The following is a 22,366-nucleotide window of genomic DNA, read 5'->3' as shown; positions in this document are numbered from 1 at the left end:
TGTTGGGGCCGCGTCGGCTTCGCGTTTGACTACTGCTCTGATCAACTTCAAGGGCACGCGACATGCCAGCATCTCTTTCCAGGTTCGCGCCGGGCTGGCGAACCCTCGGCCTGGCCGTGGCGCTGCCGGCAGCCCTGGCCGTTTTCAGCCCGGCCACCTTCGCCGCCGACGTGGTGGTCGTCACCGACAGCCGCCACCCGGTCAAGACCATGGGCGGCGAGCGGCTGATCGAACTGAACGAAGCCCACAGGATTGAAGCGGAGCTTTCCGCGGGACTGCCCACCGACCCCGAACAGGCGACGGCCATCGTCAAGCGCCGGCTGAATGGCGGCGGTGCCGATCTGCAGCGACGCATCGCTTCCGCATACCAAAGCGTTACCGACGCATGGAGTCTCGGCATCACCAGCCTCCCGGCCGTGGTGGTGGACAGGCGCTATGTGGTCTATGGCGAGTCGGATGTGGCTCGCGCTGTCGCGCGCATCGAGCAGCACCGGAGGACCCAGCCGTGACCCGACCATTCGACCTGATGCGCCGTCTGCATGCTGGCGTGGCTTCGTTGCTGCTGCTCAGCGCCACGGGCAGCTACGCCCTCAACACTGCCACCATCGTCGGCTCGGTAGCGTCACCCGACTGCCTCGAATACCGCGTCGTTGGCATCTGCTACTGGCTCTATTGCACCTGGACCGGCTGCACGGTGCGCACGTCCATCAAGGTGCGCCACTACATCCCCGATGCGGTGGTGTCGTCGTACTCGAATACCGGCGAAAACCCCTGGGTCGAGGTCCGGGCAATGAGCACGCCCAACCCGTCCGCCCAAGCGGGCGGCGATGGAACCACGAACGAGGATCACGAAAACAACCTCGCCAAGTTCAAAAACTCGGACGTTATCGGCCACCCCGGCGTCGAGGTGTTCAACCAGTTCGTCTCGTCGTCGGGTTACTTCTGCGAGGGCGCGGGCACGGCGTTCATGCCGTACTTGCTCAGCACCTTGGACACGCTGGCCTGGCGCTACAACGTGCCCGAGATGGCCTACCCGGAAGCGCTGATTCCGGGCCGGCGTGAGGTCGGCGCACGCACCACGATGAACCTGTGGGGCAACGTGTATCCCCGTGGCGGCTTCCTGCACCAGACCGACGACTTCAAGGCCGGCGCAGTGGTGGCCCAGCGTGCAGGCGATGTGGTCACGCGCCGGGGGCAGATCCACGTCTATCAGCCGTTGCTTGCCAACTCCCGCGACGGCTACTGGCCGGCAGGCGCGCTGATGGAGGGCGATGCCTCGACCGGAAAGTGGCAAGAACTCACGCCCGTCCTGTCGTCGTCCTGCACGGTCTTCCCGCGCAGCGGCTTTCTTACCCAGGCGCAGCAAGGCGACTACGCATGGGCGCTGTGGCGGCCGTATGCCTGCTGCGAACGCCGGGGCCAAGTGTTCCTGGGCAGCGTCGATTTTCTCTGAGGTGGTGCCATGAAGTTCCGTCCTGCATTCAATCCGTTCTCCCGCCGGGCACGTCGCACGGAGATCGTCCTGGCGCTGGCCGGCGCCCTCGCGCTGGGCAGCGGCGTGGCCTGGGGTCAACTGGGCTACCAGACCAGCGGCAGTGTCATCGGCGATGACGTCATGTACTCGATCGGTGGCGGCAACGCCGTGTCGATGGGCCGTGCGGCCGGCATGCGCTCTCTCGGTGTCGGCGTGGGTTGGAACAGCAACTTGATCTGCGGCGACATGAGCATCCAGACCACGTTGAAGAACCAACTTAACGGCATCACCAACGGCTTCCAGCAAATCATGTCGTCGGTGATCCAGAGTGCCACCAGTGCGGTGGCATCGTTGCCCGCGCTGATCATCCAGCGGGCCGATCCCGGTTTGTACAACCTGCTCACCAATGGCGTGCTGCAGGCGCGACTCGATTTCGACCGCAGCAAGCTGACGTGCCGTGCCATGGCCGAGAAGATGGCCGAAATGGCGGGCGGCCAGCTCGGCTGGAGCCAGATGGCCGAAGGGCTGGCGCTGCGCGATGCCGTGTCGAGCACGGATGCGGTCTCGGCCATCGAGCAAGCCGAGACGCGCCGCGGCAATGACGGCGTGCCGTGGGTCGGGGGCAGCAACGCGGGCGGCTCCGGCCAGCCCGCGATCAAGGTCGTCGGCGATGTCACCCGCGCCGGCTACAACCTGGTCAACGGCCGCGGCGTGACCGACACCTCATCCATCGCGCCGGCCAGTTGCAGCAGCCTCTCGTGCCAGACCTGGGCCTCTCCGCAGGCCGCCGTCGAGTGGGCCACGCGCGTGCTCGGCGAGAAGGAGCAGCGCACGTGCGATGCCTGCACCAAGACCGAGACGACGCCGGGCGTCGGGCTCACGCCGCTGATCCAGGAGGAGTACGACGCCAAGCTGCAGGCGCTCCAGGACCTGGTGACCAAGGCCAAGAACACGACGCCGGAGAACCTGCGCGAAGCTGGCAGCGCGTCGCTGCCGATCACGCGCGGCGTGATCGAGGCGCTGCGCGACGAGCCCGACCAGCACCTGCTGTCGCAGCGCTTGGCGTCCGAAGTCGCGCTGGCGTCCGTGCTGGAGAAAGCGCTGCTGCTGCAGCGCACGCTGCTCACGGGCAAGAAGGAGCCCAACGTCGCGGCCAACGAGCTTGCCGTTGAGGCGGTGAACCACGAGAGCGACACGCTCGACCGTGAGATTCGCAACCTCAAGACCGAACTGGAGCTGCGGCGCGAGCTGGCGAACAACTCACCCATGGCGATCATCCAGCGCCACGGCGCACGTGCGGCCGGCTCGCGCGGCATCTACGAGGGCGATCCTGTGCCGGACCGTCTCGACCAGCTCCAGAAGGGCAACCCGGGGAGTCGGCCATGAGCCCGGCGCGCATGGCCTGGCGGCCGCTGCGCTGGTTGTTCAGCCGGCGCGCGGCGAAGACGCTGCTGTGGCTGGTGCTGATCGTTGCCGCCGCCGTGGGGGCGAACGTCGCGGGCATCTACCTAGTCGGCAGCGTTGCAGGCTGGGAACGGTGGCTGACGGCCTCCGCAGGGTATTTCTTCATCTGGCGGCTGTGCGTGTACGCGGCAACGGCCTATGGATGGTTCTGGATGCGCCGCCGGGTGCTCGCCCGCGAAGACCAAAGCGGGACAGATGGGCAGGCGCGGCGCCGGCTGATCCGCACCGAGGTCGCCGGCGTCGTCGCCATCGTCGCGCTGGAAGCCAGCCTGTTGATGCAGGCCGCTTGAGGGGAGATCGGGGCCATGACGCTCTTCACGACCGACTATCTGGAGTACTACCTCACCCTCGTGTCCTGGATCGTCAACAACGGTATCTGGGCCGTGCTGGTGTCCAGCGGGGTGTTCGCGCTGCCTTTCGTCGCCATCGTCGTGCAGGAGTGGCTGAAGGCCCGCGCGGAAGGCGCTGACGAGGGCAACAAAGGCGTTCTGAGTGCCGCCCGTATCGAGAACCGGGTGTTCGTCGCGATCGTGGTGGTGATGTTCGCGGGCATTCCGTTCATCGACGTGGACCTCAGCACCATCCAGTACGACAGCTCGCGCTCGGCGCAGTGCCAGGTCAGCGTGCCGCAGCCCACGGAAACCGGCTGGTCGCAGTCCTTCAGCACCATCAACAACCAGTCGGCGAAGGTGCCGGTCTGGTGGGCTTTCATGCACGCGCTCTCGCGCGCCGTCACGAGCGCCTCGGTAGCGGCGATCCCGTGCGGTACGGACCTGCGGCAGATGAGGATGGAGATCGACGCGACCCGCATTGACGACCCGGTACTGGCTCAGGAGGTCGCGGACTTCTCGCGGGATTGCTATGGGCCTGCGCGGGCCAAATTGTTCATGCAGCGCCCGGATCTCGATGAGCAGCAGATGCACGACGTAACCTGGATCGGCTCGCGCTTTTTCACGGACACGGGTGGCTACTACGACAGCTACCGCTCCAGCACGGCGCGCGAGGCATGGCCCTATGACGACACCCGCGATGCAGGCCTCGCGCAGGTTGCCAATGGTGGCGGCTACCCGACCTGCAGGCAGTGGTGGTCAGACGGCAGCAACGGCCTGCGCGCGCGGCTGCTGGGGCAAGTGGACCCGACCCTGCTGAATCGCCTGGCGGGCTGGGCCGGGTTCCTCAGCCGGGCCGAGGTGGACGATTCGGTGATCCGCGCCATCGCGTCACCGCGGCAGCAGAAACTGAACCAGGGCAGCGTCTATACGGACTACGGCGGCCAGATCGACAAGACCCTGCCGAACATCGTGACGCGCGCCACGGGCGACGTGGGGATGGCAGTCGGCGCGATTGCCGCGTTTCCTGCCATGGATGTCGTGCGCCAATCCCTGCCCATGATCCTCGCCTTACTGAAGATGGCGCTGGTCATCTGCATCCCGCTCGTGCTGGTTGTGGGCACCTACGACCTGAAGACGGTCGTCACCGTCAGCGTCGTGCAGTTCGCGCTGTTCTTCACGGACTTCTGGTTCCAGCTCGCACGCTGGATCGATTCAACGATTCTGGACGCGCTTTATGGCTGGGGCTTTGGCTGGAACCGGCCGCACACCAACTTTGACCCGCTGGTAGGGTTGAACAACGCCTTCGGCGACATGCTCCTGATGTTCGTCATGGGCACGATGTTCCTGGTTCTGCCGGGATTCTGGCTGGCGAGCCTTACCTGGGTTGGGATTCGGGCCGGGCACGTCATCCAGGGACTTTCCGATGGCAGCAAGAGCGCCGGCCAAGCTGGCGGCAAGGGTGCCGGGGCGCTCACCGGAGGAAAACTGAAATAGCGCGAGGCCGGTCAGTCGTCGGTGTACAACTCGTGCGACGTGTCGTTGTACAGGTTGGGATCGTAGCCCGGCGTCTTGCGCAGCTCGGTGAGGTCGGTGAAAGGCCACTCGTCCTCATCCGAAGTATTTGCAGCAGCAGCCCATCCCGCCGCCGCAACGCCCAGCATCACGAGTGCAAACCAAAACGCAACGTAGAGCAGCACCCCCAGTACAGCCAGCTTGGCTACCCACACGAGCGCGGTAGCGCCAGCTCGCGGCATGCCCTTGGACACCAACCAGTTCGACGCCCGCCGTTCGCGTCGCGCATAGGCACGCCATCCGCGGCCAAAGGCGCGGCCGAGGCGTTCTGCGGTGCTGGTGCGGGTCGTCGTGTTCATGGTCGTCTCCTGCTGTTGAGGAATGCCTATTCCAGTTTGCTCCACTTCATTCGGTTTGCGGCTTCAATGTGTTTTCTTGCTGCTTCAGGACGCTTCGTCATCCGGCCCCACCGGGCCGGGGTCGGGTTCAACGCCGATGCGGTAGGTAACAACGAAACGCGGCCAGTCCACATGGTCCACCAGGTCGATGTCCTCGATGACGCCAACCTTCGCTCCCGCACGCTCGAACAGGGCGATGCTCTTGGCGGGATAGTTGTTGCGCGACGGATAGAGCACCCCGTCGAACAGCGCCTGGCCATCATCTCCGAGCATCGCATGCACCTGGGCGGACACCCGCTGCGTGTGCGTGTAGTCGCGGCTGGCCAACTGCTCCAGGTTCAGGCCGAAGTAGCCCGCCATGACGCCCGGCGCCGTGAGATCGGCCAGAAACACGTCGTCCATCACGCCTACTGCGCGCACCATCCGGGCTTGGACTTCTTTCAGCGCGATCGAGCGTTGCGTGTCCGCAAGCCACTGGTGCTTGTGAAACACCGACTCCATCAGCGCCGTGGGCAGGTCGCGCCCCAGGTAGAGCACGCCGTAGGCCCCCGCTGGGTCATCGTAGCGATTCGTGCTGCTGCGGCCATAGTACAGCGGGCTGCCCCGATAGACGACGCGGCTCACATGCTGGAGCAGTTCACCGGCATCGATCAGGAACGAAGGCAGCTCGTGGCTCATGGCGGTCTCGCTTCAATGCACCTGGACGCCCAGCACGTTGAACACGGCCTCGGCCACGTCATCGATCGTGCCATGCGTCACCGCATCCACGGGCGAGCGACCACCCAGGCCTTCGAGGGGTTCGGACAGCGCGCGGTAGATCGTCCAGTGGTCGATGCCCTCGACCTCCTGGAGCACGGTTTGGGTCAACTGCTGCTTCACCGGGTCGAGCTGCCAGTCGGGCAGCTTCTGGCCGCGCGGCCCCACGTTCAGCGCCAGCAGCCGACGGGCGAGGATGTCCTTGTAGATTTGCTGGCGCGACTTGTCCGCCAGCTTGGCGAACTCGGCAGGCGGCAGGTTGTCCGGCTGGTTGAAGGCTTCCAGCAGCAAGGCGCGGCCTCGCTGGACATCGGTTTCAGCCGGTGTCCAGCGCGTGTCGGAGCGCAACGCGGCCGCCTTGCGCTGCAAGGCCTGCGCCACCGTTTCACCTTCCAGGTTGGCGGGCAGCGTCACCGCCTCCACGCGCTCGTGGATGAACGCCTGCAACTCAGCCGCGAACGCCGGTGCATCCCGGATTTCGACGGTATCGGCGAAGCGTCGCACATCCTCCACCGTGACTCGCGGCAGCCGGTCGGCAATGAATTCGATCGCAGTGGGCATGGTCAGCTCCCAGGTAGGTTTGAGACAGGATTCACTCTAGTCTCCTTTGTCGCATTTGTCAACTTAGTCGCCCGGGTGGGAGCCTACCTGGCGGTGTAGCGCCCCGGCAGCATAGGCCGGGGCCCAGCGCCAGGTCGCCGTCTAATCCATTCGTGCGGGTTCCGCATTGACGCTGGAGCCGCAGCCCAGGCCCCGCTATACCGAAACGGTTAAAGGCCAAAGGGTCGAAACGGCAAGGGAATGGGGTGCAAGGGGAAAGGCCCTACCTTGAAAAGGCCAAAAGGCCTCCCGCCCGGCCCGCCATCAGGACACCGACATGCTCTCCCTGTTCCAGCGAAAACGGCCCCCGGTCGCTGCCGCGCCGTCGCCAGCACCCGCCACCGACCTCCCGAAAGGGTTGATGCGGCCGGAGTCGGCCGCATCGTTGCTCGCCACCCCGCGCCGGCAGAAGCTGCTGGAACACATCTGGCAGCGCACCTCGCTTTCGCGCAAGCAGTTCGCCTCCCTGTACCGCGCGCCGCTGGAGCGCTACGCCGAGCTGGTCCAGGCCTTCCCGGCTTCCGAAGCGCATCACCATGCCTACCCGGGCGGCATGCTCGACCATGGCCTCGAAATCGTCGCCTACAGCCTAAAGCTGCGGCAGTCCCATCTGCTGCCCATCGGGGCCAGCCCCGAAGACCAGGCGGCGCAGGCCGAAGCCTGGACTGCGGCCGTCGCCTATGCCGCACTGCTCCATGACATCGGCAAGGTGGCCGTCGATCTGCACGTCGAGCTGGCCGACGGCAGCACCTGGCACCCATGGCACGGCCCGCTGCGCCAACCGTACCGCTTCCGCTACCGCGACGACCGCGAGTACCGGCTTCATAGCGCCGCGACAGGCTTGCTGTACCAGCAATTGCTCAATCGCGATCTGCTGGACTGGCTCAGTGGCTATCCATCCTTGTGGGCGCCGCTGCTCTACGTCTTGGCTGGGCAGTACGAGCACGCCGGGGTTCTGGGCGAGCTTGTCGTGCAGGCCGACCGCGCCTCCGTCGCCCAGGAGCTGGGCGGCGATCCCGCGCGCGCCATGGCCGCGCCCAAGCACTCGCTCCAACGCAAGCTGGTCAACGGGCTGCGCTACCTGCTCAAGGAAGAGCTGAAACTGAACCAGCCGGAGGCCTCCGATGGCTGGCTCACCGAGGACGCGCTGTGGCTGGTGAGCAAGACAGTCTCGGACAAGCTGCGCGCGCACCTGCTGTCCCAGGGGGTCGATGGCATCCCCGCGAACAACACGGCCGTGTTCAACGTGCTACAGGATCATGCCATGTTGCAGCCCACCGCCTCCGGCAAGGCCATCTGGCGCGCAACTATTACCAGTGAGAGTGGCTGGTCCCATGCCTTCACGCTCCTGCGCCTGGCCCCGGCGCTGATCTGGGAGCCCTCGGAGCGACCCAGCCCATTTGCGGGAACCGTGACCGTGGACAACGCCGGCGAGGCCGAGGACGGGCCGCGCCCGTCCGCACCCGACGCTGCATTGCTACCTGGAGCAGCGGTGGCAACGGAGAAGGAGCCCGCAGCAAGCAGCCGTCCAGATCAGTCGGGCGGAAGTCGCGCCATACCTCCCAGCACGCAGCGCAATCCGGCCGACCCACTGGAAAGCATGCTGGCGATGTTCGAGACAACGCCTGAGCCGGAGCAGTCCGTCGAAGCCCCGCCAGAGGGTGCCGACGATGCAGCGGTGCCGCTCGACCCTCCCGCATCGGCCCCAGGTCCTTCGGCGCCGACCGCCGCGCCTGCGCCGCACGATTTCGCCTCATTTACCGGGCGGCCATCGGGCGAGCATTTCATGGCCTGGCTGAAACAGGCCGTCCAGACCCGCAAGCTCATCATCAATGACGCCAAGGCCCTGGTACATACCGTGTCCGACACGGTTTACCTGATCAGCCCTGGTGTTTTCCAGCGCTACGCACAAGAGCATCCAACCATTGGGCCGCTTGCGAAGGACGCGGCCCTGCAGGACTGGCAGTGGGTGCAGAAGCGCTTTGAAAAACTCGGACTCCACAGGAAACAGCCATCGGGTCTGAACATCAGGACGTGCGAGGTCATGGGACCGCGCAAAACGCGCCAGGTGCATGGCTATTTGCTCGAAGACCCATCGCACATATTCGATGCCGTTCCACCGAACAATCCTTATCTGTCGCTCAAATAGCCGACTAAGAGGGGAAGTGCCACACGTTCTGTTTGAACGGGTGGCAGGCTTCAGTCGATCCGAAGAGGCTCGAACGACTTGACGAGTTGGTCCACCGCCTTGACCTGCCGCAGCAGCGGTTCGAGCGTGTCCAGTGGCAGAGCGCTGGGTCCGTCACAACGTGCATGCGCCGGGTCGGCGTGTGCTTCGAGGAACAAACCGCCAATGCCGACCGCCATGCCGGCCCGCGCGAGTTCGGGCAACTGTTGGCGACGCCCACCCGAAGCCAACGCATCCGCTTCTCGCCGCTGCAGGCTATGGGTTACGTCGAACACCAGTGGCAGGCCACTGCTGGCAACGCTCATTTCGCGGAAGCCCAACATGTCCACGACGAGATTGTCGTAGCCGAACTGCGTGCCACGCTCGCACAGCAGGACGCGCGGGTTGCCAGCCTCGTGCAGTTTGTGGACGACATGTCTGACCTGGCCCGGGCTGAGGAACTGCGGCTTCTTGACATTCACTACCCGACCGGTGCGGGCAATGGCGACCACCAGATCGGTCTGCCGGGCCAGGAAAGCCGGAACTTGCAGTACGTCGGCAACGGCAGCGACCTGCACGGCCTGCTCAACCTCATGCACGTCGGTCAAGACTGGGCATCCGAACCGCGACTTGACCGCATCGAGGACCCGCAGCCCTTCGTCCAGGCCGACGCCTCGGAAAGAATGGATCGACGAGCGATTGGCCTTGTCGAACGACGCCTTGAAAACGAAGGGTATTCCCAGCTTGCGCGTCACCTCCGCGAAGTGCTCAGCCGCAGCCAGGGTCGTATCGAGATCCTCGATGACGTTGATGCCGCCGAATAGCACGAACGGCAGGTCGTTAGCGACTGTGATCCCCTCGGAAATGGCGACGTGCAGGGAGGTGGCTGATGATATCGATCGCATAAAACTTCCTCTCGTGATGTCAACGACCGCAGGTGAAAGCTCCGAGCGTCGTCGGCGAAGAATGCCCCACGGTCTTGGACTTTGCATACAGACGCGTCCGCAACAGCGCTTACAGAGTCCGGGGTCCGCACCGGCGACTCCGCCTGTGACCACGGTCTTCCTCCAGCGGTTCACTGAAGACCGAGTGCCTTCATCAGCCTCGGCTTCTGGCTCACGAAGGTGCCATAGAACACGTCGTCGCCGACGATCGTGATCGGGGCCACGCGCACGCCGGTTCGTGACTTAGCCTCCGCGGAAATCTTCGGGTCGGTCAGGTCGCGCTCTTCAAACGCGATGCCCTGCTGGGACAGCCACGCCTTCAGCGCCCGGCAGTCAGGGCACGTCGGAGTGCTGTAGATGAGGATGTGTGGGGTGTTGGCCTGAGGCATAGTCACACCTTCACTTGCCCCGAGCGGCAAGCCAGCTCTTCATCATGGCGATCTCGCCTTCCTGGGCGGTTATGACTTCCTGGGCCAGCTTGCGGACCTCTGAATCTTTGCCGTACTGAAGCTCCACCTTGGCCATGTCGATCGCGCCCTGGTGGTGTGGGATCATGCCGCGCATGAAATCCACATCTGCGTCGCCGCTGAAGTCGATCATCATGTCCGCATGCATGCGGTCGCTGCCGGCACGATAGGCGGCCGTCGAGGCATCGCCCGAGCTGCCGGTCGTCGCCTGCTGGCCGTTGTCGCCCAGCCACTTGTTCATCATGGCGATCTCGCCTTCCTGCGCGGTGATGACGTCCTGGGCGAGCTTGCGAACCTCCGGGTCCTTGCCGTACTGCAGCGCCACCTTGGCCATGTCGATCGCACCCTGGTGGTGCGGGATCATGCCGCGCATGAAATCGACGTCGGGGTTGCCAGAAAACTGCGCCCCCATCCCGGCGTGCATCTGGTCGTTCACGGCGCGATACGCGGTCGTGGAGGGGCTGTCATTGGCCGAAGCGCTGGAGGGCATCGCGTGCCCCTGGTGACCTGCGCTGGCGCTGGCATGCGTCGCTTCACCCGACGGGTCCACCTTCTTCTGGACGGCCACCAGGCCGGCGGCGACCACGACGGCGCCCGCAATGAACAAGAGGCTGAACTTGTTGACCTTCATGAAAAAACTCCTTGAATGAGGTTGATGGGTTCACTGTAGGGCCTCCCATTGTTGGAAGGTCAAGCCCTCATTTCGCCTGTCACTTGGCGCTGCACGGCGGTGTGCCCATGCCCATTTCAGTTGCAAGTAATTCTCAACAAAGGTAGGATGTTAGGATGTAAATAAACTGAAAGGAATAGACCATGTCGCAACAGCAACAGCCAAAAGTTCACGACGCCAGCGACTTCCCTATAGTCCGACTCGAAGGCTCCAGCATCTACGAAGGCTACGGCGCCCCCTGGTGCGCGGAGATGGATGAGTTCCTCGCTCGCGGCAAGCCCTTTATCCTCATCTACGTCGCAGGCGGGCCGGATGAGGCACACGACGATCGCGTCATGCGCGGTGCTTGGCTGAAAAGCCACAAGGAGATGCTGGACGGCATCTTGCTGGCGCTCATACATGTAGAACCCGAACCGACCAAGCGAGCGCAGTTGGAGGAAATGCTGCCGATGCTCGTAAAGGCCTTTGGCACGCCGCAAGCCGCGCGCGCCAGCCGTGACGAGGCAGAGGCTCTGGGCCGGCACGTTCTCGCCGGTGGTCGCATGAACGATTCGGTATGAGCGGCCCGCGCCATGAAAAAATCAGAACATAAATCGCGTGCTACAAGCACGAATTACGTGGGTCGCAAGGTCATCGGCCCGTTCAGTCTCGCGCTGGTGCTGGCCGCGCCAGGGGCAGATGCACAAGGGCTGGGTGACCCGGGAAAGGGCGAGGTGCCTGAGGCTGTAACGCTCCCAGCGGTAACGGTCACCGGGGAAACCTCCTCGGAGACCACCGAAGGTTCAAACTCCTACACCACACCACGCACCTCTGCCGCCACGCGACTGCCACTTGCCATCCGGGACACGCCCCAAGCTGTAACTGTCATAACCCGGCAGCACATGGAGGATCAGCAGCTCAACACAATTCAGGATGCCTTAGCACAGTCAACAGGCGTCGGCTCTCGCACCTTGGGCAGCGAGCAAGTGACTTTCCATGCAAGGGGCTTTTCTATTGATAGCTTCCAATACGACGGAATCCCCACCGGCTTCGTTAATGGCGCAAGCTTTCTAGACACGGCCTTCTATGACCGCATCGAAATCGTGCGCGGCGCCACGGGCTTGCTCACGGGCGCAGGCAACCCGTCTGCATCGATCAACCTGGTGAGAAAGAGGCCGACGCGCGAGTTCCAAGCAAATGCCTCGGTGAGCGCAGGATCATGGGACAACTATCGCAGCATGCTAGATGTCTCCACCCCGATGACCGAGGATGGCCGTGTTCGCGCCAGAATCGTGGGCGTCACTCAAGATCGGCATTCATATCAAGATCGATACCAGCAGAAGAAGAACGCCTTCTTTGGTTTAGTCGAGGTCGATCTCACTCCCGATACCGTGCTGAGCATGGGCTATGACTATCAGGACATCAAGCCCAAAGGCGTCACCTGGGGCGGCGTGCCGCTTTGGTTTAGCGATGGATCAAACACAAATTGGTCGCGCTCGAAATCCATGGCGCCTGATTGGACCCGCTGGGACAACCGGTTAGAAAACGCGTTCATTGGTATCGAACACGGATTCGAAAATGGCTGGAAATTGAACGCGACCATTACCAATCAGCGCTCGAAGTCCAATGCTCGACTCCTCTCGCCGCTCGGTTACCCAGACCGAAACACCGGCTTGGGGATGATCCCGCTGGCGATCTCTGATTCAACTCCGTCCAGGCAGAACAGCTTCGATGCAATGGTCAGTGGTCCATTCGAATTACTTGGCCGCAAGCATGAGCTGGTCCTAGGGGTTCTGGCGTCTCGTCGAACGGAGGATGAATACAACAGTGGATTTGTTTATCCTTCAATGCCTATGCCGAGTATTTTCGGCTATGACGGCCAGTATCCTGAACCGAATTTCGCAGCGAACGGTTTCACCAGCACGCATACCACTATCGAACAAAGCGGCATCTATGGCGCCGTGCGCCTTTCCCTAACGGATTCCATGAAAGCTATTCTAGGCGGGCGATTCAACAACTATAAACTCGACGAATTCGACGGTAGCACACCTACGCATTACAAAAAGACTGCCAAGTTCACCCCATATGCAGGTGTCGTGTACGACATCAACGACACTTACTCAGCCTATGCGAGTTACACGGAAATTTTCAATCCGCAGTCGTCTTACCGGAATGTCAACAACCAGGTGCTCCCGCCAACCAATGGAAAAAACACCGAAGTCGGGTTGAAGGGTGAATATTTAGACGGGCGCCTGAATGCTTCGATCGCCTTGTTTGAAACGCGGCTCGATAACTTGGCGCAGGCGGAAAACTACGCGCTACCAAATGGTACGTGGGCGTATCACACAGTGAATGGGACAAAGTCGAGAGGTGTCGAATTCGACCTCCAGGGGGAACTGGCCGATGACTGGAACATCTATGGGGGCGTTGCCCACTTCAATTCCACCGACGCTACGGGCGAGCGGCTAAGTGCGTACCTTCCGCGCACAACTGCGCGTCTATTCACCACCTATCGGCTTCCCGGCGATTGGTCTAAGTTGACCGTTGGCGGGGGGGTGACCTGGCAAAGCGGCACTTACCAGAGCGCAACAAACCCACAAGGTGCCAGCGTCAATGTGGAACAGAAATCTTACGCACTAGCCTCCCTGATGGCCAAGTATCGGGCAACACGCAACATAGACCTGATGCTGACCGTCAACAACCTAACCGATCGGCGCTACACGCTTATGAGCGGGTTCTACAACCAAGTCGTCTATGGCGCACCCCGCAACATTGTGCTGACGCTGAACTACAAGCTCTGACTGCACGATCTATCACTCGCTTCAATCGCTTCAGGCAACAAGATAGCCTGACGATGGAGCGAGAAATGTGCAAGCTGCGGTGAATCCAATCGCCCGATAGGAGTCTCGTGATGGTGCTTCCCGCCCCACAACAAGCTGGATGTGGTCTTCTGGATCGCTCAGAACGGAGCTGCTTAAAGGCACGACTAACCTGAGCACCCGGCGTGTCGGCGGCGAAGGATCGGCAAGGCTCCGTATTGGGGTGAAACGGGGGCAGTTCGGCTTACGCCGAACGATGATTCAGCGCGGTGACCAGCGGCGCTACGACATTACGCACAGCCTCTGCGGCTCCGTCTGGGTCTTGGCATTCGATCGCATCGACGATCGCCTCATGGGCATCCAGGCCAGGCTCAGGCAAGTCTTCATCCTCCAGCACGGCCAGAGTGTTCATTCGAACGGAGTTCGAAAAGTAGCGGTACAACTCAGACAGCGCATTATTGCCGCATACCCGCGCAATGGCACAGTGAAAGGCCGTGTCGGCGTCCACGAACAAGGCGCACGATTCATGATCGCTTTGTTCCCCGCGCGCCTTCAGGAGACGGCGCAACATCGCCAAGTCCGCCTTGGAGCGGTTGATAGCGGCCAGTCGCGCGGCTTCGGTTTCGAGCATGCTGCGTAGCGCAAGGTGCTCGCGCAGGCTCGAACGGCCAATACGACGCATGACCTCGACAGGATCGACATTGGTGCGCACATAGGTGCCATCTCCTTGCCGAACTTCAAGCACCTGCCCATGCGACAGCACGCGAATAGCTTCCCGCACGGTGTTGCGAGCTACATTCAACATGTCAGCCAGTTCCTGCTCTTTCGGAATCTTCTCACCCACTGGCCAGACGCCATTCTCGATCTGACGGCGGATCAGCTCAATCGTCGTGTCGACCAGGGAGCGCCTCGGCGCGTGCGGAAGTGTGGTGCCATCAGTCATCGCGATTGGGGAATACTCTAAAGATAGGATCATCCAACATGGATTCACCCAATGATAGCGCATACGCATCTGGTGACGCACCTATTGGTTCGGCGGTCGCGTCAATTATTTGGCCACGAGCCACGCGGCCTTTTTATCAGCACTATAGCCTGGTCGAACGGAGGCTGATCATGGTCATCAGAGGGATAAATGAACCAGCTCGCGATGCGCCGAAGTTCCATCACGACTTGGAGCGCCTGGCCGTCCCGCAAGAGGGCGTTGTCGCCTTTAAGTACTTTGACGACTTGCTTGCCAGCATCGCACTTGTACCCAGGGTTTACAACACTGGTTCAGGCTTTATCGTTGACTCGTTCGACGAGATTTGTCTTGTCCACGCAGGGGGAAGTCCTTCACCTTCGGAGCAATTACTTGTCGCCCGATGCAGGATCTAACACCTCCTTGGCCGGCGTGTTTCTGGAGTGTGGTGTAGAACTGCGCCGTGCCGGCATTTCACTACGCCCCAGGCTCAAGGTGAATACGGGCGGATCCAACCTTTCTCAAGCCCAGCTACCCTCGACGGAATCTCTGCAGGGTTTTGGCATCCGGCGCTGCACTTAAACGGTTGTGCAGTTGGACGCGCACGGCGAACAATCCCTAACCGCATGGTAGAGCTTCAACAGTGCAGAGGGGCGTTAGAGGGGGGCTGTATGCCGCTGAACTCCAAGGCCGCAACCCCAACTCGTCCATGAGTCGCCCAGACACTCCGGCAGCAGCATGACCTGCTGCCTGTCTTGACCCTCGATGAATCTGGGCATGTTGACCTCTGCGTTCAATACGTCCGCAAACTTTACCGGACGGACCTTCAAGTTGAGAACGGGTTTTCATACAGCGTCCGGGACCGCAAACGTTCGAGCGCCTCAGCTGTTAAGGCCGTCCCCACACGCAGCGCTACACGTGTGGCGATCTCGCCATGCCCCCCCCCTTCCTAGGCTGTCACCTCCTTCTTTAAACATAGGATGTTAGTATGTTTAAATAACAATAGTAGCAATCATTCTTATTGCTCAACAACTCCTAACGATTGGCTTGCCTGAGTCTCGAGCCAATTACCAACACGGGGATACACCATCTCAGCAACGCTATTAACCGATATTCCTCACCGAAGTACATATAGAAATCCGCTGTCCCGTTACAGCAACTCGGAGTCAATCACAACATAACCTTATTAGCTTAATGGCAGAGAAATTACCTACCGATTTTTTTGAATCAGGCTTCATTTCAACAGACTTTAGAAAATCTCGACTATGAAACACATGCAGCACACTTGGGCATCCCATTCATTTCAATCTTCAAAGGGCCTGCGCCATCGCTCAGTGCAGGCGTTGGGAGCCATGTTTCTTATCCTGGCCCCGTTCGCCTATAGCGCCACCTCGCAGGAAGCACAAGAGCCAGAGAATGTGAAAGTGGTTCGACAATACCTTGAAGCTTGGAATAGCGGGAAAACCAATGATATGAAAAAAGTTCTCGACTCCAACGTCGTCTATTTCAATACTAGTAATGAAGCATCCCGCACCGGGCCGGAATCCATCACCGAAGTCTCGCAGTTTCTGAAGCAAATTTTGCCTGATCGAAAAATGAAACTCCGCTCGCAACCGATTTCATCCGACGATGGCGTAGCGATTGAATGGGAATTCACCGCCACCAAGAGAAACAGTGGCGAGACGTCACCCTCCAGCACGAATATCAGTTATTTCGGTGCGAGTTTTTTTCGCGTTTTGAACGGAAAAATTGTCTACGCCAGCGATTACTACAACCACAACACCATGCAGAAGCAGCTTCAGCCGTAGCGCAAGTCGGACCCTTGCATTCGGCGGTCCATGAACAGCTGACCTCGCCGAGCAGTCGCGCATCACCCGCTTGACGTTACAACGATGGCATGCCCCATAGTGCCATCAGTGGCTTATTCGTCGCAGGGAGCGCAACTAGCCACGTCGGAATACTCAGTGTTACGCATGCGTCATCTCAACACTCGAATAGGGAAGCGCATTCCGACCAACAAACACACGCATTCTCAATGGATTAAGGATTCCGAATGAAGCTACCGACTACAAAACAAGAACTCCTAGATAAGGTTCGCACCAGCCACCGAAAGCTGGAGGAGGTAACCGCCACGGTCCCCGCGGACCACTACAGGCGCATCGCCATGATCTGGCAAGAACAGCGCCATCACACCAGCGCTGCAATGATTCTGGTGGACGTGATCCTCTGGAATACGATGATTCTGCAGCTCGCACACGATCAGACACCTGGACCTTCGGCTTCGTTCTTCTCAGCGGACACAATGATTAAGCGCGCCGAAGGTCTTTCAGGGATGTTCCAACGCCGTTTCGCAAACAGGGACCTTTGCGAGCTGGAAACCATGCTTGCAGAGGGCCAGAACCGGGTGCTCGACATCGTGGCGCACCATTCGGACGTTAGGCTTTTCGATCCCACGACGAGCCCGATGCAAACCCTCGGACGCAGGATTCAGTTCTTCACCGCTACGGCCTACGACGACGCACTGTCGAAGATGCGGCAGTGGAAGCAGGTGATGTAACGACTGGGGCGCCCGCTAGACGGTACGCCTCCCGCATCGGCTCGATCATCTTGGATCTGATCGCAGCGGCTTTCGCGCTGCCTGCCACAGCAGCGGCACCAGGATCAGCGCCAAAGCCGGGAAGATCATCCAGTTGACCGCTTGCCAGCCCGAGCTGTGCAGGATCGACCCCGCGAGGAACGACACGGCCGCCGTGGCGGCGAAGACGAAGAAGTCGTTCATGCCCTGCGCCTTGCCCCGCTCGGCCGGGGTGTGGCAGTCGGTGACCATCGCCGTGGCGCCGATGAAACTCAAATTCCAGCCGATGCCCAGCAGCGCCAGCGAGCCCCAGAAGTGGGACAGGCCGAGCCCGCCCAGGGCCACCACCCCGGAGGCGGCGAGCAGCACCATGCCGACGGCGGTCACGCGCTCCTTGCCGTAGCGCACCATCAGTCGTCCTGTGAAAAAGCTCGGCCCGAACATCGCCAGCAGGTGCCACTGTATTCCTAGGGCGGCGTTGTCCACCGAATGCCCGTGGTTGACCATCGCCACCGGCGCGGCCGTCATCACGAACGCCATCACCCCATAGGACACCACGCCCGCAGCCACGGCCAGCAGATAGCGCGGCATCGCCAAGAGCTGCAGCACCGTCCGACCGCTATCGGCGACTGCTTCGGCCTGGGTCTGGCTCGGCGTGCGCAGCATCAGCAGGATCGGCAAGGCGATCAGCGGCAGCAGCGCCTGGCTGAGGAAGCTGCCAACGTAGGGCGTGCCCGCTACCGCATCGCGCGTGAAGATCACCAACTGCGGCCCGATGATGGCGCCCGCGAGACCGCCCACCATGACCCAGGAAATGGCCTTGGCCTTAAGCGCGTCCTCGGCGGTGACGGCGGCTGCGAAGCAGTAGCCCACAGCAGGAAATCGAACTATGAAACGAATAACCCCTTTCCTTCTGGTCGCAGTACTCGGGGGCACTGAAGCAGGCCAGCGTGTCTACTCATCGCGCATGAATTGCCTGACAACCTTTCAAATTTAGAGAAGATAAATTGAAGTTCTGACGGGAATTTCTCAGTAAAAGAATCCTATCTTTCTCGTCAACAGACTGAACGGCACCCCCTGAGTTTTTATGCATATATTCAAGATCGGCAAATTCTTTAATGATTCACCACAAAAAAGGCGGGAAGCCCATTGAGCGATCCCGCCATAGCAAAAAACTCAAACATGCTCACATCAGGAAACTTTACCCTGAAACGATCCCTTGAAATTTAAGCGCATAGTAATAATAAGATTTAGCCATTAGCCGAATCTTCCAAAGTTGGTGCACTGCTTGCTACGTTTTTAAGCGACTCCGCCATAGTGAAGTACGGAGACCACTGTTTTGCAAGTTGGTCAACCGTAAGTCCTGCGGAGATAATATAGGTTGCAGCTGCAATAACCTCTCCAGCAGATTCGCCTACCATATGAATACCCAGAATCCTTCCTGTCTCACGCTCGGATATCATCTTGATTATCCCTTTGTCGTGACGACTTACAATAGCACGTAGAACAAAGGAAACCGGAATTTCACGAACATCATAGGCAATTTGGGCCGCCTCAGCCTGCATAGGAGTCATGCCGACAGCAGCCATCTCGGGCGACGTGAAAATGACGCGGGGCAAGGCGGTGTAGTCTAGGGACCGAGGCTCGTTGCCCAGAGCATTGCTCGCGGCCACGGTCCCCTGTGCACTAGCGACATACACTAATTGAGCCATACCAGTGACATCGCCCGCTGCCCAGATGCGAGGATTTGAGGTTCGCAGATGTTCGTCCACAATTATTTCGCCTCGATCGCCCCTGGACACATTGACAGCATCCAAGTTGAGTCCTTCAGTTGCCGGACGGCGCCCCGTCGCTATGAGAATCTTATGGGCGAAAATTTGCTGAGTACGTCCTTCGGCGACGACAGTTGCAAGCACCCCGCTCTCGTGTGGTACGACGTTTGTCAGATTGGCGCCAGTATGGAACATGATGCCCTCCGCTGACAGCGCCTGCTCCAGTGCCGCAGAAATCGCGGGATCCTCGAACGGTGCAATTCGAGGAGCTATCTCGACCACTTCAACCTTGCTGCCCAGTCGAGCGAACAATTGACCTTGCTCCAGACCGATCGCATTGCCGCCGACGACCAGCATGGACTCAGGCACCTGCTCAAGGGACATGGCCGAGCCGGAAGTGAGAAAGTCCACCTCACTGAGGCCAGGAATGGAAGGAATGAATGGCGCTGCCCCACTGGCGATCAGTACCTGCTTGGCGTACACCAGGTTTGTGTTTCCGTCTGAGTCCGCGACGACGAGCGCTACGATATCTGGCTCATCTGACGCTACAAAGGTCGCCTTGCCGCGAAATACCGCAATACCTGCATCCTTGGGTGCTTGTACATGGAAAGACTGCCGGAAGTGCCCGATCATTTGATCTTTATCTCTGACAAGCAAAGACAAGTCGACAGGCCCGGCCGAGGTCGCTATACCTGGGAACTTCCCATGCGCAGCAGACATGCGAGCAGAAGCCGCCGCAAGCAACGTCTTTGAAGGAACGCATCCTACATTGAGACAGGTCCCTCCTGCCAACCCCTGTTCGATCATGGCGACTGTTTTGTCGAGCCTACGTGCTTCGTTCGCTGCGGCTCTAGCCGCCGAACCGGAACCTATCGTGACTAGATCATAGATGACGGAGGGCTGTTGTGCGGAAGCCGCTGTTGTCGTGTTCATAAAAGAAGCCTCAAGGAAATTGCAAAGAAAGAGACAGATCGGTCTCCTTGAGGGATTGTAGACAACCCTGTCTCCTTGTGTCAACATGTCGCGTATGAATCCTCACAACGATGAATAACATCATGGACAAAAAAGAACAGTTAGTCGCAACTGCCTTTAACCTTTTTTATAAGTACGGCATTCATGCTGTTGGCATCAATCGGGTACTTGAAGAGTCCGGCATTGCCAAGAAAACGCTATATAACCATTTCTCCAGCAAGGAAGATCTAATTGCTGCGACCGTCGAATATTGTGATCAGCAGTATTTCTCTTGGCTCGATTTGCGTTTGCACGAAGCGACGCCAGGTAGGGACGCCTTGTATGCCATGCTTGATGCTTTTGACGATCTGTTTCAGGGTCTCGATCAATCCAAGCCACTTTTCTTGGGTTGTTATTTCATTAATGTCAGCGCCGAATTCAGCAATCCGGATCATGATATACATAAGCTTTGCGCCCGAAACAAAGAGGCTATGCTGCGATGGATCACACACCACACTTCACTTGTCATAACGTCCAGAGAATCGATAGTTCAAATCTCTGAAACAATTGCTATGTTGCTTGAAGGGGCGATTATTCAGGCTCACGTTCTTGGAGATCTGCACGCTGCTCGCAAAGCCAAAGCCGTGGTTAAACTGCTTCTTGATAAATCTAACTAACTAACTAAATTCATCTGTCCATACAACTCTTTGACCATCAATAAAGGTGGAACGGCAAAGTAGCTTTCCGAAGTTTCAGCAGTGGAGACAAGTCGTGTAGTGCCGGAACGGGCCACTTATCGGCTTCCAGTCCTCGATCAATGCCCCAAGTCAAGTCAGTTGCAACCGTACCGCCCCTGCCACAGCAGCGGCACCAAGATCAGCGCCAAGGCCGGGAAGATCATCCAGTTGACCGCTTGCCAGCCCGAGCTGTGCAGGATCGACCCCGCGAGGAACGACACGGCCGCCGTGGCGGCGAAGACGAAGAAGTCGTTCATGCCCTGCGCCTTGCCCCGCTCGGCCGGGGTGTGGCAGTCGGTGACCATCGCCGTGGCGCCGATGAAACTCAAATTCCAGCCGATGCCCAGCAGCGCCAGCGAGCCCCAGAAGTGGGACAGGCCGAGCCCGCCCAGGGCCACCACCCCGGAGGCGGCGAGCAGCACCATGCCGACGGCGGTCACGCGCTCCTTGCCGTAGCGCACCATCAGTCGTCCTGTGAAAAAGCTCGGCCCGAACATCGCCAGCAGGTGCCACTGTATTCCTAGGGCGGCGTTGTCCACCGAATGCCCGTGGTTGACCATCGCCACCGGCGCGGCCGTCATCACGAACGCCATCACCCCATAGGACACCACGCCCGCAGCCACGGCCAGCAGATAGCGCGGCATCGCCAAGAGCTGCAGCACCGTCCGACCGCTATCGGCGACTGCTTCGGCCTGGGTCTGGCTCGGCGTGCGCAGCATCAGCAGGATCGGCAAGGCGATCAGCGGCAGCAGCGCCTGGCTGAGGAAGCTGCCAACGTAGGGCGTGCCCGCTACCGCATCGCGCGTGAAGATCACCAACTGCGGCCCGATGATGGCGCCCGCGAGACCGCCCACCATGACCCAGGAAATGGCCTTGGCCTTAAGCGCGTCCTCGGCGGTGTCGGCGGCTGCGAAGCGGTAGCTCTGCACATACGCGCCGTAGAAGCCCGCCAGGAAGGTGCCGGCGCAGAAGATCCAGAACGAGGCCAGCATGATGCCCAACGCGGCGATCAGGCCCGAGGCCACGCCGAAGCCGACCCCCACCACGTATCCGTTGCGGCGGCCATGGCGCCGCATGATGAAGGCGGCAGGCAAGGTGCCGATGGCAAGACCCAGGCCGAACAGACTCACGGGCAAGGTGATCCAGGCCGAATTCTTGGCAAGCTGCTGGCCGACCAGCCCACCCAGCGACATCACGATGGGCGCGCTGGCGCCGCCGAGCGCCTGCGCGGCGGTGAGAACGCCGATGTTTCGGCGCGTGATGCTCTGGTCGGTCATGGGCGTCTTTCTTATTCGTTTGTCTGGCCGGAAATATTACACGCATGAATATATATTCAGTTATATGGACATGCGATGCTCACGAACCATCGCGAGCCGGTCCATCCTCGGAAGCCCCGGCGGAAGCAGCACCGTGCAGGGCCAATGCGAGCAGGTGCTCTTTCACCTGGATCAGTTGCTCCATGCGTTCCTCAACACAGGCGAGATGGCCTTGGACAGCCTGCCTTAGCAGCTCAGGTTCCAGGACCCCCTCATGTGCCCAACCCAGTAGGCGGCGCACGTCATCCAGGCCGATTCCCGAGGCACGGTAGTTGCGAATCAGGTGAAGCCGTTCGACATGGGCCGGGCCATAGCGCCGATAGTTGTTGCGTGACCGCTCCGGGGCTTGCAACAGGCCCTCCCGCTCGTAGAACCGAATGTTCTCCGGGGGGGTGCCCGTCAAGCGCGCAAGTTCACCGATCCTCATCCGGTTCTCCGTGCGCAACGATGGGGAACGCCGCCGTTGCGCATAGCC

At 60.5% G+C, this 22,366-nt stretch carries 22 protein-coding genes and 1 pseudogene; 12 read left to right on the top strand and 11 right to left on the bottom strand.

From position 1 onward, the window contains the following. Positions 1-62: 62 nt before the first annotated feature. From V6657_RS28415 to V6657_RS28395, 5 genes are read left to right on the top strand one after another with little or no spacing between them, the layout of a single operon-like run. A complete protein-coding gene (locus tag V6657_RS28415; RefSeq protein WP_026083770.1) occupies positions 63-509 on the top strand; it encodes a TIGR03757 family integrating conjugative element protein in 447 nt (148 codons plus the stop codon). Then, positions 506-1,453, top strand: coding sequence for a TIGR03756 family integrating conjugative element protein (locus V6657_RS28410; RefSeq protein ID WP_017640439.1), 948 nt, complete (start codon positions 506-508; stop codon positions 1,451-1,453). Before V6657_RS28415 ends, V6657_RS28410 begins: the two co-directional genes overlap by 4 nt. Before the next feature lie 9 nt (positions 1,454-1,462). Then, on the top strand, positions 1,463-2,860 hold the full coding sequence (locus V6657_RS28405) for an integrating conjugative element protein (RefSeq protein ID WP_039016603.1): 1,398 nt from the start codon (positions 1,463-1,465) through the stop codon (positions 2,858-2,860). Continuing rightward, positions 2,857-3,228: a hypothetical protein gene (locus V6657_RS28400; protein ID WP_039016602.1), complete on the top strand. Its 372-nt coding sequence runs from the start codon at positions 2,857-2,859 to the stop codon at positions 3,226-3,228. Before V6657_RS28405 ends, V6657_RS28400 begins: the two co-directional genes overlap by 4 nt. A 15-nt stretch (positions 3,229-3,243) precedes the next feature. Then, entirely contained in the window at positions 3,244-4,764 is a 1,521-nt protein-coding gene (locus V6657_RS28395) for a conjugal transfer protein TraG N-terminal domain-containing protein (RefSeq protein WP_003821126.1), read from the top strand. An 11-nt stretch (positions 4,765-4,775) separates the two neighbouring features. Here V6657_RS28395 and V6657_RS28390 read toward each other — a convergent pair whose 3' ends face one another. The 3 genes from V6657_RS28390 to V6657_RS28380 all read right to left on the bottom strand — a co-directional run bounded on the left by V6657_RS28390 (position 4,776) and on the right by V6657_RS28380 (position 6,497). Further along, the gene (locus V6657_RS28390) at positions 4,776-5,141 is read right to left on the bottom strand and encodes a DUF3742 family protein (RefSeq protein ID WP_003821127.1); all 366 of its coding nucleotides are present in this window, start codon (positions 5,139-5,141) and stop codon (positions 4,776-4,778) included. 84 nt (positions 5,142-5,225) lie between these two features. Then, complete coding sequence (locus V6657_RS28385; protein WP_039016601.1) at positions 5,226-5,858, bottom strand: RES family NAD+ phosphorylase; 633 nt, start codon at positions 5,856-5,858, stop codon at positions 5,226-5,228. Positions 5,859-5,870: 12 nt separating this feature from the next. Continuing rightward, on the bottom strand, positions 5,871-6,497 hold the full coding sequence (locus V6657_RS28380) for an integrase (RefSeq protein WP_003821129.1): 627 nt from the start codon (positions 6,495-6,497) through the stop codon (positions 5,871-5,873). A 316-nt stretch (positions 6,498-6,813) separates the two neighbouring features. On the opposite strand from V6657_RS28380, the gene mobH reads away from it, so the two are divergent. Then, complete coding sequence (mobH, locus tag V6657_RS28375; protein WP_039016600.1) at positions 6,814-8,685, top strand: MobH family relaxase; 1,872 nt, start codon at positions 6,814-6,816, stop codon at positions 8,683-8,685. Between the two features lie 50 nt (positions 8,686-8,735). Here mobH and kdsA read toward each other — a convergent pair whose 3' ends face one another. From kdsA to V6657_RS28360, 3 genes are all read right to left on the bottom strand, one after another. After that, entirely contained in the window at positions 8,736-9,608 is an 873-nt protein-coding gene (kdsA, locus tag V6657_RS28370) for a 3-deoxy-8-phosphooctulonate synthase (protein ID WP_017512742.1), read from the bottom strand. 170 nt (positions 9,609-9,778) lie between these two features. After that, on the bottom strand, positions 9,779-10,036 hold the full coding sequence (locus V6657_RS28365; protein ID WP_017512741.1) for a glutaredoxin family protein: 258 nt from the start codon (positions 10,034-10,036) through the stop codon (positions 9,779-9,781). A 10-nt stretch (positions 10,037-10,046) separates the two neighbouring features. Beyond that, entirely contained in the window at positions 10,047-10,745 is a 699-nt protein-coding gene (locus V6657_RS28360) for a DUF305 domain-containing protein (RefSeq protein WP_338755778.1), read from the bottom strand. Positions 10,746-10,927: 182 nt separating this feature from the next. On the opposite strand from V6657_RS28360, the gene V6657_RS28355 reads away from it, so the two are divergent. Then, the gene (locus V6657_RS28355) at positions 10,928-11,344 is read left to right on the top strand and encodes a hypothetical protein (RefSeq protein WP_039016599.1); all 417 of its coding nucleotides are present in this window, start codon (positions 10,928-10,930) and stop codon (positions 11,342-11,344) included. Positions 11,345-11,356: 12 nt separating this feature from the next. Beyond that, a complete protein-coding gene (locus V6657_RS28350) occupies positions 11,357-13,564 on the top strand; it encodes a TonB-dependent siderophore receptor (RefSeq protein WP_047219614.1) in 2,208 nt (735 codons plus the stop codon). Positions 13,565-13,826: 262 nt separating this feature from the next. Here the strand turns inward: V6657_RS28350 and V6657_RS28345 are convergent, their stop codons facing one another. Further along, positions 13,827-14,525 (bottom strand): FadR/GntR family transcriptional regulator, encoded by a 699-nt coding sequence (locus V6657_RS28345; RefSeq protein WP_017512738.1) that lies wholly within the window; start codon positions 14,523-14,525, stop codon positions 13,827-13,829. Positions 14,526-14,563: 38 nt separating this feature from the next. On the opposite strand from V6657_RS28345, the gene V6657_RS28340 reads away from it, so the two are divergent. The 3 genes from V6657_RS28340 (at position 14,564) to V6657_RS28330 (ending at position 17,097) form a co-directional block, all read left to right on the top strand. Beyond that, a complete protein-coding gene (locus V6657_RS28340; protein ID WP_126311850.1) occupies positions 14,564-14,956 on the top strand; it encodes a hypothetical protein in 393 nt (130 codons plus the stop codon). 849 nt (positions 14,957-15,805) lie between these two features. Continuing rightward, on the top strand, positions 15,806-16,348 hold the full coding sequence (locus tag V6657_RS28335; RefSeq protein WP_038318172.1) for an ester cyclase: 543 nt from the start codon (positions 15,806-15,808) through the stop codon (positions 16,346-16,348). 245 nt (positions 16,349-16,593) lie between these two features. Then, positions 16,594-17,097, top strand: coding sequence for a ClbS/DfsB family four-helix bundle protein (locus V6657_RS28330; RefSeq protein ID WP_017515674.1), 504 nt, complete (start codon positions 16,594-16,596; stop codon positions 17,095-17,097). 45 nt (positions 17,098-17,142) lie between these two features. Here the strand turns inward: V6657_RS28330 and V6657_RS28325 are convergent. Continuing rightward, positions 17,143-17,976, bottom strand: a pseudogene (locus V6657_RS28325) (MFS transporter); the annotation flags it as partial. Between the two features lie 389 nt (positions 17,977-18,365). Continuing rightward, positions 18,366-19,820 carry a mercury(II) reductase gene (gene merA, locus V6657_RS28320; RefSeq protein ID WP_003821139.1) on the bottom strand — a complete coding sequence of 485 codons (1,455 nt, stop codon included), beginning with the start codon at positions 19,818-19,820 and terminating at the stop codon, positions 18,366-18,368. A gap of 122 nt (positions 19,821-19,942) precedes the next feature. On the opposite strand from merA, the gene V6657_RS28315 reads away from it, so the two are divergent. After that, the gene (locus V6657_RS28315; protein ID WP_017638772.1) at positions 19,943-20,515 is read left to right on the top strand and encodes a TetR/AcrR family transcriptional regulator; all 573 of its coding nucleotides are present in this window, start codon (positions 19,943-19,945) and stop codon (positions 20,513-20,515) included. Positions 20,516-20,670: 155 nt separating this feature from the next. On the opposite strand, the gene V6657_RS28310 is transcribed toward V6657_RS28315, so the two are convergent. Next, positions 20,671-21,852 (bottom strand): MFS transporter, encoded by a 1,182-nt coding sequence (locus tag V6657_RS28310; protein WP_049285968.1) that lies wholly within the window; start codon positions 21,850-21,852, stop codon positions 20,671-20,673. Positions 21,853-21,931: 79 nt separating this feature from the next. Continuing rightward, positions 21,932-22,318, bottom strand: a complete 387-nt coding sequence (locus tag V6657_RS28305) for a MerR family transcriptional regulator (protein WP_023110694.1) — start codon at positions 22,316-22,318, stop codon at positions 21,932-21,934. Between the last annotated feature and the right edge of the window lie 48 nt (positions 22,319-22,366).

The sequence above is a fragment of the Ralstonia sp. RRA genome, from assembly GCF_037023145.1.
Taxonomy (GTDB): domain Bacteria; phylum Pseudomonadota; class Gammaproteobacteria; order Burkholderiales; family Burkholderiaceae; genus Ralstonia.
This window is presented reverse-complemented; position numbering and strand designations above follow the sequence as displayed.